The following is a 12,278-nucleotide window of genomic DNA, read 5'->3' as shown; positions in this document are numbered from 1 at the left end:
TTACAGGCGTATCCGCCGATATTTAGTCTGACGCCTAAAGCGTCTGGAAGCACGCGACTTCAGTCGTGTGAGGATAAAGTTTTTAATTCACGAGTGACCACTTTTCCGGATCATGTTCCGGAAGGTTCCGGGTGCGTCCGCCATTGCTTTTGGTTGGTTTACAAGGGCTGCAGAAATAGCGGATCAGGTCTTTGCCTTCTTTAAGCTTCTGATCCTGCAGCTTCAGGACAGCTCCGACACCTTCCAACGAGAGCGGCAGTCCCATATAGGCTGACCAGATCATAGTGCATTTCCAGGATGCCGGATCCAGATACTGACCGGCGGGATCCTCCGGGATGCTGTAGCCGGTGAAATATTCCGGACGATGCTTCTTCAGCCAGTTGGAGAGACAGATGCGCTCAAAGGAAGCATTGAAAGCCCACTTGGTTACATTCTCATCAGATAATGCTGCAAGGATCTCTTTCGGGATAGTATCGCCGCAGGCAAGGTCATACACCGTGATGGGTCCGCTATCTATCGAGACTCCGAAAAGCAGTATCTCAAATTCATCAGACTCAGCGTACTTGTAGGCACCGCACTTGGTGATGTTCACGTCGCTGTAAGTTTCTAAGTCGATTGACATTTCTTTCATCTCATTGTCCTTTCTATGAAAAGAGAAGCGGCAGAAGGGACAGACTTCTGGAAATACAAAGAAAGGATCAGGAAAATATCCAGAAATGTCTGGAACGGATGCGGGAGCTTCGAGAAAATCTTCAGAAGATCTCATCCGAAAATCAGAAGCTACAAGACGAGCTTCAGAAGCTAACCGAGGAAAATCAGAAACTGCAAACCGAATTGTCCAGAACGCAGAATATCAATCTGTCGCTGCAGAGAAGCAACGACGATCTTCGGAACAGGAACGGGCTGCTGAGCAGGAAAGAGCAAGAGCAGTTCGAAGAAAAAATAAGAGACGTACAGGACCGGAACTCTAAACTGGAGAAAATGGTAGTACAGTCTTCTGTGGAGGCTGTTGAAGAGGCACTGAAAAAGCAACAGGAAGCAGAAAAGCGGATGTGTTCATTGGAATTACTGATGAAAATGGAAAGAATAGATGCTGCCTGTCAACTTGAAAAAAACAAAAAGACAAATGAAAAAGAAAACCATGGAGATAGAAAAACAACGAGATTTCGGGTGATTAGGTTTATTAATTTGTTGCTTACTATTCATTATATTTGTTTTCATTTGGTAACGAGTTTATGGAAAAGCCAGTGCTTTAGAATGGTCGGTATAGTGGCGTGAGTATTTTATCCAACAGAATTAAGTGCGGATGCTGCGGAGGATGATAACCATCATGAGTTCCCTGGCACAGGAGGAAAGCCGGAGCATTTCTGAGAACACCACCTGGGGTAAGCGAAAGCAGTTTGCTGATGGCAAAGGCAGTGTTGCCTTCAGCTGGTTCCTTGGGTACGACAAGGATTTCAAGATAAACGAGGAACAGGCAGCCACGGTACGGCTGATTTATCGGCTTTTCATCAGCGGCCTTTCCTTCTACGCTATCACAAAGGAACTGGAAAGCCGGGGTATCAAGTCACCGTCCGGCAAGGACAGATGGCACATCAGCACGGTGAAATCGATCCTTACCAACGAGAAGTACCGTGGGGATGCGCTCCTGCAGAAGCAGTACACCACGGACTTCCTGCAGAAGAAGAGAAAGACTAACAACGGCGAAATTCCCCAGTATTATGTGGAGGAACACCATGAAGCCATCATTCCCCCTGCCCAGTTTGATTTTGTACAAGCAGAACTTGCCCGCCGGGAGCAGAACGGTCGGTACAGCGGAGTGAGCATTTTCTCAAACAAAATCAAGTGTGGGTGCTGCGGTGGATGGTACGGTTCCAAGGTGTGGCATTCCACCGACAAGTACCGGAAGGTCATCTACCGCTGCAATCGGAAGTACGGCAAAGACACCCCGCCCTGCAACACACCGTATTTGAGCGAGGTAGAAATCAAGAAGCTGTTCCTCAAGGCACTGAATGCCCTGGTGGAGGCGAAAGAGGAAACAATAGAGAACCTGCAGGAGTTGATTGAAACGGTCTGCCAGATAGATTCCCTTGGCGCAGAGCAGGAACGGCTGAAACAGGAACTGAGAATTATCGCAGAGAACCTTTCGAACCTCATCCAGAAGAATGCAAGTGTAGCCCTGGATCAGACGGAGCAGGCAGAGAAAGAAAAGAAACTCCGCACCTTGTATGCTGAAAAGCACAGCCGATTTCAGGAACTGGAGGCACTCATCCAGGAAAAGAATGACACGAAGGAGATACTCACGAACTTCATCACTAAGCTGGAAGATTTGACAGGAGAACAGACAGAGTTTCGCTGAGAACTGTGGGGCGGTTTGGCGGATCACATCCGCATTGATGAGAAAGGCAGCACGGTAGTCTTCCGGGGTGGGATTGAGATTACTATTTAATGAGATTAAAATTTAATATGAAGAAACACGATTCGAAAGGGGCATCTGGCAGTTTTGCTGGATGCCTTTTTCTCGTATCGTTCATATTGAACAACAAGGATGAAAGATTGCTGTGATTCGTTTTCATGACATATTGATTTCCTAACGGATATTAGGTATAATATCCCTAACGACTATTAGGAATACAAAGATTGGAGAAACGAAATGAAAAAGATAAAAACAAAGGACAGAATACTTTTCGCAGCGCTTGATTTATTTTCTGAAAAGGGATATGACCAGACATCCATTGATTTAATTGCAGAAGCTGTGGGAATAAAAGGTCCATCCATATATGCGCATTATAAGGGCAAGGAAGACATTCTCGATTCTCTGATTACCATGATGGAACAAAAATATGATGAGAATTTCGGAAATAGCTCTAATTTGGATAAGATACCGGAATCGCTGGATGAATTCAAGGAAGATTGTCTGAGACGAGTTGGATTCACAATGAAGGATCCGCAGATACAAAAGGTCAGAAGATTTTGTGCGAAGGAGCAGTATAGAAATGAAAAGATTGCGGCACTTACATCAAAGCACCAGCTGACCGGAAATCAGAAAATGTATGCACTGATGTTAGATAAACTGATGGAAAAGAAACTGATTCGTAGGTTTGATGCCAATCTGCTTGCTTTAGAAATTGTTGCACCGGTAACAGTGATGATAGAGATTGCAGACCGGGAGCCTGACAGGACGGACGAAATGTGGACGCAGATAGGTGTGCATCTGTCACATTTTGTTGAAATTTATGGGATGAAGTAAGTTGATAGTTCAAACCATCACTAGTGAACAGATGAATGACAGGAAATTACGGAATGTGTAAAAGTAAATATAGGCATTGTGTAGATGAAAATGAAAAGATATTATGACACCGCTTTATGCAATTTCAGCAGTATGTTTTTGGGTAACCGCACTGTAAAAAAGCAAATTCCCATTTAAGGAAGGAGATGCGTTCATGATTGGAATCTATTTTAGCGGAACTGGAAATACAAAACATTGTGTCGAAAAGTTAGTCAAACTGTTGGACGCATCTGCTCAGAGTTTTCCGTTAGAACATACAGAGATGATTCAAATATTGGAAGAGCATGACATCATTGTGCTGGGCTACCCGACGCAGTTTTCCAATGCCCCTATCATAGTGCGTGATTTTATTAAAAATCATTCTTCTCTATGGAATGGGAAAAAGGTCTTTTGCGTCAATACGATGGGGCTTTTCAGCGGTGATGGAACAGGATGTACGGCTCGAATTTTAAGAAAACACGGGGCGACAATACTCGGCGGTTTGCAGATCAAAATGCCGGATTCCGTCTGCGACAGCAAACTGCTGAAGAAAACGCCAGAGGAAAACCGGGAGATCGTCCGTCAGGCCGACCAAAAGATAGAAGCTGCCGCACGGCAGATCAAGCAAGGAAACTACCCCCAGGACGGGCTGTCCTTCTTTTCCCACCTGAAGGGACTTTTTGGACAGCGGCTGTGGTTTTACGGCAAGACGGCGGGATACACAGACAAGCTGAAAATCAGCGAAAAATGCGTGGGCTGCGGGCTGTGCGTCTCTTTATGCCCCACGAAAAATCTCTCCCTGCGAGACGGGAAAGCCACCGCGGAAGACCGGTGTACCATGTGTTACCGCTGTATCAGCTGCTGCCCCCAAAAGGCCATCACGCTGCTCGGGGACGAGGTAATAGAGCAGTGCCGGTTTGAAAAATACGGCTCTGAGGAGTGAAAGTGCATGAGGGCGGAAAGCGGCTTATGGATAGAAAAATTGGGATGTCGATGCGTTTTCGGATGAGGGCAATGAAAAGCCGGTGTGTTTGCAATTTCAAGAGACGAGTGGCTCACCGGAGAATCAAAATTTGCGAGGATATGAAAATGGAGTATAGAACACTATCCGTGGATGAAGCAGAACAATTCTGGAGTTTGATGAACCAATTGGATTACTATATGGCAAGGGTAAGATAAATTCTCGTTTACACGACGATGACTTACGATATAAGCAGGTACAGAATAAAATGATAAATGCGCCCTGATGGGCAAGGAAGGAGTATATGAAAATGATCGTTTCGGAAAAAGAGCTTTGTAAATCGAACGAAGCGGACTCGTCTTCCTCGGAAAGACTTGGAAAGGCGATAATCGCGCTTCTTGTTATTGCGGCTGTGCTGATTGCAGCCCTTGCGGGAGCGTGGACCATGTTCGGCACCCAGCTCACGGCGGCCATGACCATCGAGAAGCTGGATGATCATCTGTGGAGTATGGAATATAAGGGAGACTATGGCTTCGATGGCTTTCTGGAGCAGGGCGGGGCAAAAAGCGACGCCGAGATGGGAGACTACATCGCCTCATTCCTCTCTCACGGCTTCTGGAAGCCGGACACCTCCACCGCCGGGGGAAACTACGGCTGCTCCACCGTCGCGGTGACAAGTCCCGACGGTGCGGCCCTCTTTGGCCGCAACTTCGACTGGGAAGAATGTGACAAAATGCTGGTACATACCATCCCCAAGAATGGCTATGAGTCCATTGCCACCTGCAATTTGGACTTCCTGGGCTTTGGGGAGGACTGGAAGCCCGATGGAAGCATGGGCGATAAGTTCATGGCGCTGGCTTCCGTCTACGCTATCCTGGACGGCATGAACGAAAAGGGCCTGTGCGTGGCTGATCTCATGGTGAGCCACGAGGAGGGTGTCGACCAGAATACCGATAAGCCCGACATTACCATTGTCTCCGGTCTGCGGCTGCTGCTGGACAAGGCGGCGAATGTAGAGGAAGCGTTGGAATTGCTTTCGCAGTATGATATGCACTTTTCTCTGGGCCGGGCGCAGCACTTCTCCCTCTCTGACGCTGCCGGGCGGAGCGTGGCGGTGGAGTGGAAAAACGGCGAGATGGTAGTGACCGACACCCCGGTGGTGACCAACTTCTATCTCCACGGGGACGACGGCACCTCCGGCAGCGGCCAGTCCTATGTGCGTTTTAACACGCTCACCCAGCGGCGGAATGCGGCAAAGGGTGTAATGACCGCCGAGGACGTTCGCGCCGCCCTGGCGGCTGTGGTGCAGAGCAACTTCCCCGGCGAGAACGGCGGAGAGAAAACCTGCTGGAGCTGCGTCTATGACCAGCTGGAATTGACCGCCACCTTCTACGACACCGAGGACTGGGCGCATCCCTACACCCTCTCCCTGGGACAAAAGGATTGGTGCAAAAAGGGAGAGTGAGGAAGTATGAACGAGAAAACATATTCGACACCATTGGGCAAAATCCATTATTGGGTGCATCTGATTTCACCGGACGCAATAACGTTGGTGTTTCTGCCCGGTCTGACGGCGGATCACCGGTTGTTTGAGAAACAAATCGTGTATTTTGAGGGGAAATACAATGTCCTTGTGTGGGACGCCCCCGGCCACGCCGCCTCCTGGCCCTTTGCCTTTGCCTTCGATTTGATGGACAAGGCAAGGTGGCTGGACGGAATTCTGGAGCAGGAGGGGATCACAAAACCCGTTATCGTGGGGCAGTCTATGGGCGGCTATGTGGGACAGGCGTATGCGCAAACTTACCACGAAAAGCTGAAGGGCTTTGTGTCCATCGACTCCGCGCCGCTGCAACGAAAGTATATGACAGAGCCGGAGCTTTGGCTGCTGAAACGAATGGAGCCAGTCTATCGCTACTATCCGTGGAAGGCCCTCTTAAAGTCCGGGACAAAGGGCGTCGCCCTGTCGGAATACGGAAGGAACCTGATGCGGGACCTGATGCTGGTGTATGACGGCGACCAGGAGCGCTACGCAAAGATTGCCGGTCACGGCTTCCGAATCCTTGCCGAGGCTGTGGAACGGGATTTGCCCTATGAAATCAAATGCCCCGCCCTGCTCATCTGCGGCGAACAGGACAAGGCGGGATCTTGTGTTCGATACAACAAGGCGTGGCATAAAAATTCTGGCATACCGCTGGAATGGATCAAAGACGCCGGACACAACTCCAACACCGACCAGCCGGAAATCGTAAACCGGCTGATCGAACAGCTGGCTCAGCGGGCGAAGTGTCTGGAGGTTTGATTTTACGAAATCAGTGACTGAAAAGAGAAGGTGTAAGCGAATGTGGAGTTACATAGCGGGGGGGAGTATTCCTTGCCCTGGCAATGTATTTCATTGTCCAGGGGATACGATGCGGTGCGGCGGTGAGGGAAAGTAAAAATCGTCTTGCCGCTTACAATGCCCAGACGGCGGCATTAAGCTACGGCGAAATAACCTATGTCGATTCGGGTGAGGGCGAGGTGATTTTATCCGTCCACGGCATTTTCGGCGGCTATGACCAGGCTTATGACACCTGTAAGGACTTTTGCTCCGACTATCGGATCATCGCTCCCTCACGGTTCGGATACCTGGGAAGCGACGTTTCCGGCGACGGAACGCCCGCCAGTCAGGCGGCGGCCTATGTGGAGCTGCTGGACAAGCTGGGCATTGACAAGGTGCACCTTCTGGCCACATCGGCAGGCGGCAGCGTCGCGATCCGATTTGCCCTTGATTATCCCCAGCGCACGAAGGGTCTGATTTTATACTGCTCCGCCATGCCGCCTGTGGAGAAGCCGGAGAAATATGCCGAATATGCCGGACCGCCCCCGTTCCTGTGCAACGATTACGTCATGTTCCTGTTAAGCCCTATGTTTGAGCCGATCATGGGGATGGAGCAGTCCACCATTTACAGTATGCTACCCATAAACGACAGAAAAGTCGGCGTGATACTGGACGCTTCCGTTACCAACCCCGATATGGCGAGGGACTTTGGGGAGTATCCGATTGAGGATTTACAGGTCCCCACGCTGATTTTCCACGCAAAGGACGATAAGCTGGCAAGCTACATCGAAACGGAGAGGGCGGTAGCAAGATTCCCAAATTGCACGTTCATTTCCTTTGAAAGTGGCGGGCATTTGCTGACAGGACACGCAGAGGAAATCAAAGAAGCGGTTTCCGATTTTGTGGAAGACAGATCGCATTGACAGAACTTCTTTTGGCACATTGCCGGGGAATGGGACAGGAGGCTCAAAATGAAAATGAAACGGAAAGACAGAATCGTACTGAAAACCGCCGGGGCAATGCTTGTGCTGCTGTTGTTCTTTTTCGCGCAAGGAGCAATCGTGGTGATCACGGGAATAGAGGGCATTCCCTCCGCGCTGATCAGGGGTGCTGTAATCTGGGGGCTTGTGATTATCACATTGGCGAATTCCATCATCCGATACAAAGGAATCTTAAAGCTGGGATTTCGCAGTGCGGAAAAAGGGGCAGCGAAGAGAATGCTCTATTTTTCGCCGCTTTTGCTCATTGCCCTTTCCCCTTTTACGGCGGGAATAAACTTTAACGGTGGTGCGGCATTGATTTTAGCAAACTTGTTTTTGACGCTTGGAATCGGTATGGCGGAGGAAATCTTCTTTCGGGGCATCATCTGCGGCCTGTGGTTGGAGCGCGGCGTGGGAAAGGCAATGATAATCTCATCTGTTCTATTCGGGTTCAGCCATCTCCTGAACATAGCTGGCGGTGCAGAATTGGGGGAAACAGTTCTCCAGATCTGCTTCGCTCTGGTCTACGGGATGGTATTTGCCCTGATTTTCGCTGAAAGCGGCAGTCTTCTCCCCTGCGTACTGCTCCACGCTCTGCATGACTTCTGTTCCTTCATCAGCGGGGAGGCTTCCGCTCAGTTTGAGATATTTCTGGGTGCGGTACAGTTTATCGTCTTGCTGGTCTATTTCCTCTATCTGTCCCGAATAACTGCTCGCAAAAGGGAACCGGCTATGAAAGGCAGGTGAAAACCGATGAAAAAGTATCAGGTCATGTACTATGCGGGAGCTGCGTTCAGCCTGCTGGTGGGGCTGTGGCACTTTACCGTGCCGTGGATGTTTAGCTGGGCTTCCTATATCCCCTATGAGACATTGGTGGTTCCCATCAATTATGTAAACCTGTGCTTTTCCTTTTTGCTGTCCGGGCTGAGCCTTACCGTGATCCTGTGGGGCAAAAAGGTGTTTGCAGGAAACCCGGAGGCGTTCTATCTCTACGGCTTTTTGCTGGCCCTTTGGATTTTCCGGGTGGTTGTGGCGGCGATCTATCCCTGCCCGCCGGAATCAAATGTGTGGATGTCCTACGGGCAGCTGAGCGGCTCTGTTCTGGTATGTTTTCTGCTGCTTGTACCGTTTATCCGAGTGGCCTGCACAAGGAAGAATCAAAAAAAGTAACAGGTTGCCTTGCGCTTTGCTCATGGCTAAAACAAGATTCATTTGAGGAGTTGCATAATGAAATATCCGATGGAAGAACTTCTCCCTTATTCCCTGCTTGCCCTTTTTGTGCTGGCAGTGTTTTACGGCATATATTTTGCCAAGATGCTGGCGCAGAAGCGCCGCGGCATCCGGACGCGGCAAATCGGACAGCGGAAAGAAAAGTCCATTCACACAGTGGAACTACTGATGAGCATGGCCACGCTGGGCGTTGTGATTGCACAGCTTGTGTCCATAGCGTTAGGCTGGAGCTGCCTTGCGGCAAACGCTCGCTTTACCGGCTTTGGCACCGGGATGATCGGTGATCTGATCTTTCTCCTTTCCGTTCTCAGTATGAAGGATAGCTGGAGGGCGGGCATCCCGGATCAGGATCGCACAGAGCTGGTCACATCCGGCATCTATCGGTTCAGCCGCAATCCGGCCTTTCTCGGCTTTGACCTCATGTATATCGGTGTGATGCTGATGTACTGTAACTTGCTGACCGTGCCGCTTACGGTGTTTGCCATTGTGATGCTGCATTTACAAATTTTGCAGGAGGAACGGTATCTGGAGGAAACATTCGGCGCGGCGTACCGGGAATACAAGCGGCATACATTCCGCTATCTTGGGCGGCGATAAAGGATGGTGTATAACCATATTGATTGGACAGATTTTGTTGTAGAGTAAAGGCAACACCTCACAAAGCCGTCAGGCGGTCTTTGCGCAGTGGTGTCTTAAAAGAAAAAGGGAGTGAAAATTTATGCGTGACTTTATGATGGCGGCGCTGCCGCTGGTGGTGGCCGGGATCGCTTGGCTGTGTTCTTCGCCGGACTGGCAGAAAAGAAAAAGAAGCAGGAAAAGAAAAACGGCTATGAGGCCATGGGGATGAGCCTGGGGATGTGCTTCGGGGCCGCCGTTGGCACCATTTTCCCGGAGTACATCGGCGTCACCCTGTCTATGGGGATGCTCGTCGGACTGCTGGTCGGTATGTGCGTAAAAAAATTGTGAGGAGGATACCAATGAATTTTTGCCAAAAGGAGGATTGGAGGGCAGCCGTATGGGTTCTTTGCTGAAATCAACGAGGAATACGAGAGCGCTGCCCACGGGAACCTTGCGGTATATCAGAAGCGATTATCCGGGGTGCCTTTCGGATGAAGAAGTCAGCTGGCTGCGAAAAAATGGCGTTACTACAATCATTGACCTGCGAGATAAGACTGAATATGCAGAAAAGCCGTGCAGACTGGAGACGGAAAGCGGGTTTACCTACTATCATCTGCCTGTTACCGGGGGCGGAGCCGTACCAGAATCTCCGGATTCTGTTGCCGATGCTTATGTCAAGATGATAGATGGACAGATGGAGCGGATCATTTGTGCCATTGTGAAGGCGGAAAGCAATGTGCTGTACTTTTGCGACGCGGGAAAAGACAGAACCGGCGTGGTTTCCGCGATCCTGCTGAAACAGCTCGGATTCAGCGACAGCGTGATCATCGAGGATTACATGAAAACGAAGGACAACCTGTTGGACTTCCTGAAAGCGTTCGCTGCGGAGCATCCGGAGGTAAACATTCATACCATTCTCCCAAGAGAGGAGAATATAAAAAAGGTTTTGGCTGCCCTTTCCCAAATCGAGGAGAAAGCGCAAAGCGTTTTTACCGGAGAAGCGGATATATAGAAACGAAATATCGGATCAAACCTGGAGGTATATAAGTGAGTATGGAGAAAAATGAACCGTTTATGATTACGCAGGCGCGGCCGGAGGACGCCGCCGCCCTGCTGGACTATTTGAAATGCGTCGGCGGAGAGACGGACAATCTCAGCTTCGGCCCGGAGGGCGTACCGCTGGATGTAGAGGCGGAAACGCAGTATCTGGCCGCGCAGGTCGCTTCAAAGGACAATGTGCAGTATCTTGCCTGGGCGGACGGTCAAATCATCGGAGATGCCAGTTTGAACCGCAAGCCGAGGCGCATGAGCCATCGGGGCGAGTTCGGGATCAGCGTGCGAAAAGCCTATTGGGGCTACGGGGCCGCCTCCGCGCTCATGGAAGCCGTTCTTGCGTTTGCTGTGGAAAACGGCTTTGAGCAGATCAATCTGGAGGTCCGAAGCGACAATCTTCGCGCCATCCGGCTCTATGAGAAGTTCGGCTTCCGCAAGCTGTGTACCTTCCCGGCCTTCTTTAAGCTGAACGGGCAGTACATGGACTTTGATCTGATGAACCGGGACATGCGCTAAGCAGTCATGAGTAAGATTTTTTGAAAGAGGAGAAAATGAAATGAAAAAAATATTGAATAAACTTTTCATCATAGCAAGTTTAGGTTTGATCGCAGCGGGTGTGATCTTTCTGTGCGTCAGCATTTTTGACAGAAATGAGACCACGACACCATTGGCAATCGCATTGGCGTGCATATTGCTGTCAAACCTTTTTAATGTGATTCGGATGAATATGGATAAGAAATAGCAACTTGATCATGTTCAATCAAACCAAATCTGAACCCTGAAAGGAAACCATTATGAAACAGCAAAAATTTTTCGTTATTGTTATGACCGTCTGTGCTCTCCTGCTATCTCTGGCCGGGTGCGCGTCTAGCTCCGCCTTTGACGGAAGCAGCGCAAAGAACGCGGATTCATACCACTTGGATGTCAAAATCATGAACGGCACGGACACCCACACCCTGGAGCTGAAGCAGGGTGATACGCTCAAAATTTTATTCGAGACGGTGAAAGGGTCGCTGGAGATGAAGATTACGTCACCGGACGGAACATCGCTCTATCAGGGGGACGGAACCGTGACGGAATTTACCGTGGAGGCTCCTGTGGACGGTCCCTACGCAATCGTCGTTGCGGGGCAGAATGCAAAGGGCAGGATCCACGTTGATGTGGAAAAAGTGCCTGCGAGTACGGAACCGGCGGAGACACCGGAGCCGTCGAATTCCACTGTGGAAGAAGAAATCCTTCCCGCTGAGGCTCCTACCAGGGAAACGACGGACACCTCCGTTTCCATTGTGCCACCGGTGCAGGAGCATAATAATCCGGATGCCGTGACAGCGGACGATTTGGTTGGCCCGTGGCATCTGGTGGAAGATGAAAAAGACAATGCCACCGCTATGGAGGCGATCCCCAGCGCTATGGAGTTCGGCAGCAGCATGGAGATCACAAGCGATGGCCATATCTCATGGTATATCGGAGCGGACGGCGGAACCGGTACATATTCGCTGAGTGGCGATATTCTCTCCTCCGACATGACCAATGACTTTGACCAAAGCTCCATGAAAATGGAGCTTACAGCTGAGAAAACGGATGACGGGACTTTTCTGTACACAGAATATAAGGGGCTCTTGCTTTGCTGGTTGCAGGGCGAGGACGAAACAGGAAAGGGTGGAGACGATGAAGCTGAGTCGGGTTATCCGGGAGCGGATGTGGTAGAGCTTGTGAATCTCCGCGGCGACACGACAACGGTATATAAATTAGCGGACGGCACCTATATGGATCGCATTGAACGCCGTTTTACCTATAACGGTACGGATACATGGACCGACGAGGACGGGGTGGAGTGGAAATTGTAAGTTT

At 50.1% G+C, this 12,278-nt stretch carries 16 protein-coding genes and 1 pseudogene; 16 read left to right on the top strand and 1 reads right to left on the bottom strand.

The window, feature by feature from the left end:
- Positions 1 to 97: 97 nt before the first annotated feature.
- Positions 98 to 631, bottom strand: a pseudogene (locus ACTNDS_RS15040) (hypothetical protein); the annotation flags it as partial.
- An 85-nt stretch (positions 632 to 716) separates the two neighbouring features.
- On the opposite strand from ACTNDS_RS15040, the gene ACTNDS_RS15035 reads away from it, so the two are divergent.
- The 16 genes from ACTNDS_RS15035 to ACTNDS_RS14960 all read left to right on the top strand — a co-directional run bounded on the left by ACTNDS_RS15035 (position 717) and on the right by ACTNDS_RS14960 (position 12,274).
- The gene (locus tag ACTNDS_RS15035; RefSeq protein ID WP_441036648.1) at positions 717 to 971 is read left to right on the top strand and encodes a hypothetical protein; all 255 of its coding nucleotides are present in this window, start codon (positions 717 to 719) and stop codon (positions 969 to 971) included.
- Positions 972 to 981: 10 nt separating this feature from the next.
- Complete coding sequence (locus ACTNDS_RS15030) at positions 982 to 1,278, top strand: hypothetical protein (RefSeq protein ID WP_441036647.1); 297 nt, start codon at positions 982 to 984, stop codon at positions 1,276 to 1,278.
- Positions 1,279 to 1,330: 52 nt separating this feature from the next.
- Positions 1,331 to 2,359 carry a recombinase family protein gene (locus tag ACTNDS_RS15025; RefSeq protein ID WP_441036646.1) on the top strand — a complete coding sequence of 343 codons (1,029 nt, stop codon included), beginning with the start codon at positions 1,331 to 1,333 and terminating at the stop codon, positions 2,357 to 2,359.
- A 294-nt stretch (positions 2,360 to 2,653) separates the two neighbouring features.
- The gene (locus ACTNDS_RS15020) at positions 2,654 to 3,250 is read left to right on the top strand and encodes a TetR/AcrR family transcriptional regulator (RefSeq protein WP_441036645.1); all 597 of its coding nucleotides are present in this window, start codon (positions 2,654 to 2,656) and stop codon (positions 3,248 to 3,250) included.
- Between the two features lie 193 nt (positions 3,251 to 3,443).
- On the top strand, positions 3,444 to 4,211 hold the full coding sequence (locus ACTNDS_RS15015; RefSeq protein ID WP_441036644.1) for an EFR1 family ferrodoxin: 768 nt from the start codon (positions 3,444 to 3,446) through the stop codon (positions 4,209 to 4,211).
- Positions 4,212 to 4,533: 322 nt separating this feature from the next.
- Positions 4,534 to 5,694: a linear amide C-N hydrolase gene (locus ACTNDS_RS15010; RefSeq protein ID WP_441036643.1), complete on the top strand. Its 1,161-nt coding sequence runs from the start codon at positions 4,534 to 4,536 to the stop codon at positions 5,692 to 5,694.
- Between the two features lie 6 nt (positions 5,695 to 5,700).
- A complete protein-coding gene (locus tag ACTNDS_RS15005) occupies positions 5,701 to 6,528 on the top strand; it encodes an alpha/beta fold hydrolase (protein WP_154431773.1) in 828 nt (275 codons plus the stop codon).
- 122 nt (positions 6,529 to 6,650) lie between these two features.
- Positions 6,651 to 7,469 carry an alpha/beta fold hydrolase gene (locus ACTNDS_RS15000; protein WP_441036642.1) on the top strand — a complete coding sequence of 273 codons (819 nt, stop codon included), beginning with the start codon at positions 6,651 to 6,653 and terminating at the stop codon, positions 7,467 to 7,469.
- Between the two features lie 48 nt (positions 7,470 to 7,517).
- Positions 7,518 to 8,273 carry a lysostaphin resistance A-like protein gene (locus tag ACTNDS_RS14995; RefSeq protein ID WP_441036641.1) on the top strand — a complete coding sequence of 252 codons (756 nt, stop codon included), beginning with the start codon at positions 7,518 to 7,520 and terminating at the stop codon, positions 8,271 to 8,273.
- A 6-nt stretch (positions 8,274 to 8,279) separates the two neighbouring features.
- Complete coding sequence (locus ACTNDS_RS14990) at positions 8,280 to 8,696, top strand: hypothetical protein (RefSeq protein ID WP_441036640.1); 417 nt, start codon at positions 8,280 to 8,282, stop codon at positions 8,694 to 8,696.
- A gap of 57 nt (positions 8,697 to 8,753) precedes the next feature.
- Positions 8,754 to 9,353, top strand: coding sequence for a methyltransferase family protein (locus tag ACTNDS_RS14985; protein ID WP_154431779.1), 600 nt, complete (start codon positions 8,754 to 8,756; stop codon positions 9,351 to 9,353).
- 171 nt (positions 9,354 to 9,524) lie between these two features.
- Positions 9,525 to 9,722, top strand: a complete 198-nt coding sequence (locus tag ACTNDS_RS14980; RefSeq protein ID WP_441018190.1) for a hypothetical protein — start codon at positions 9,525 to 9,527, stop codon at positions 9,720 to 9,722.
- A 19-nt stretch (positions 9,723 to 9,741) separates the two neighbouring features.
- Positions 9,742 to 10,386: a tyrosine-protein phosphatase gene (locus tag ACTNDS_RS14975; RefSeq protein ID WP_441036639.1), complete on the top strand. Its 645-nt coding sequence runs from the start codon at positions 9,742 to 9,744 to the stop codon at positions 10,384 to 10,386.
- A gap of 41 nt (positions 10,387 to 10,427) precedes the next feature.
- Positions 10,428 to 10,943, top strand: a complete 516-nt coding sequence (locus ACTNDS_RS14970) for a GNAT family N-acetyltransferase (RefSeq protein ID WP_441036638.1) — start codon at positions 10,428 to 10,430, stop codon at positions 10,941 to 10,943.
- Between the two features lie 40 nt (positions 10,944 to 10,983).
- Positions 10,984 to 11,169, top strand: a complete 186-nt coding sequence (locus ACTNDS_RS14965; protein WP_441036637.1) for a hypothetical protein — start codon at positions 10,984 to 10,986, stop codon at positions 11,167 to 11,169.
- 52 nt (positions 11,170 to 11,221) lie between these two features.
- Complete coding sequence (locus tag ACTNDS_RS14960; protein ID WP_441036636.1) at positions 11,222 to 12,274, top strand: hypothetical protein; 1,053 nt, start codon at positions 11,222 to 11,224, stop codon at positions 12,272 to 12,274.
- The last annotated feature ends 4 nt before the right edge of the window (positions 12,275 to 12,278 follow it).

Origin of the sequence: Blautia sp. HCP3S3_C12 (assembly GCF_052064155.1) — a bacterium.
GTDB lineage: Bacteria > Bacillota > Clostridia > Lachnospirales > Lachnospiraceae > Blautia_A.
This window is presented reverse-complemented; position numbering and strand designations above follow the sequence as displayed.

Bases quoted from the DNA above. Each gene is read 5' to 3' on its own strand.
- ACTNDS_RS15035 (WP_441036648.1), top strand. From the start codon at position 717: ATGTCTGGAACGGATGCGGGAGCTTCGAGAAAATCTTCAGAAGATCTC.
- ACTNDS_RS15030 (WP_441036647.1), top strand. From the start codon at position 982: ATGGTAGTACAGTCTTCTGTGGAGGCTGTTGAAGAGGCACTGAAAAAG.
- ACTNDS_RS15025 (WP_441036646.1), top strand. From the start codon at position 1,331: ATGAGTTCCCTGGCACAGGAGGAAAGCCGGAGCATTTCTGAGAACACC.
- ACTNDS_RS15020 (WP_441036645.1), top strand. From the start codon at position 2,654: ATGAAAAAGATAAAAACAAAGGACAGAATACTTTTCGCAGCGCTTGAT.
- ACTNDS_RS15015 (WP_441036644.1), top strand. From the start codon at position 3,444: ATGATTGGAATCTATTTTAGCGGAACTGGAAATACAAAACATTGTGTC.
- ACTNDS_RS15010 (WP_441036643.1), top strand. From the start codon at position 4,534: ATGAAAATGATCGTTTCGGAAAAAGAGCTTTGTAAATCGAACGAAGCG.
- ACTNDS_RS15005 (WP_154431773.1), top strand. From the start codon at position 5,701: ATGAACGAGAAAACATATTCGACACCATTGGGCAAAATCCATTATTGG.
- ACTNDS_RS14995 (WP_441036641.1), top strand. From the start codon at position 7,518: ATGAAAATGAAACGGAAAGACAGAATCGTACTGAAAACCGCCGGGGCA.
- ACTNDS_RS14990 (WP_441036640.1), top strand. From the start codon at position 8,280: ATGAAAAAGTATCAGGTCATGTACTATGCGGGAGCTGCGTTCAGCCTG.
- ACTNDS_RS14985 (WP_154431779.1), top strand. From the start codon at position 8,754: ATGAAATATCCGATGGAAGAACTTCTCCCTTATTCCCTGCTTGCCCTT.
- ACTNDS_RS14970 (WP_441036638.1), top strand. From the start codon at position 10,428: ATGGAGAAAAATGAACCGTTTATGATTACGCAGGCGCGGCCGGAGGAC.
- ACTNDS_RS14965 (WP_441036637.1), top strand. From the start codon at position 10,984: ATGAAAAAAATATTGAATAAACTTTTCATCATAGCAAGTTTAGGTTTG.
- ACTNDS_RS14960 (WP_441036636.1), top strand. From the start codon at position 11,222: ATGAAACAGCAAAAATTTTTCGTTATTGTTATGACCGTCTGTGCTCTC.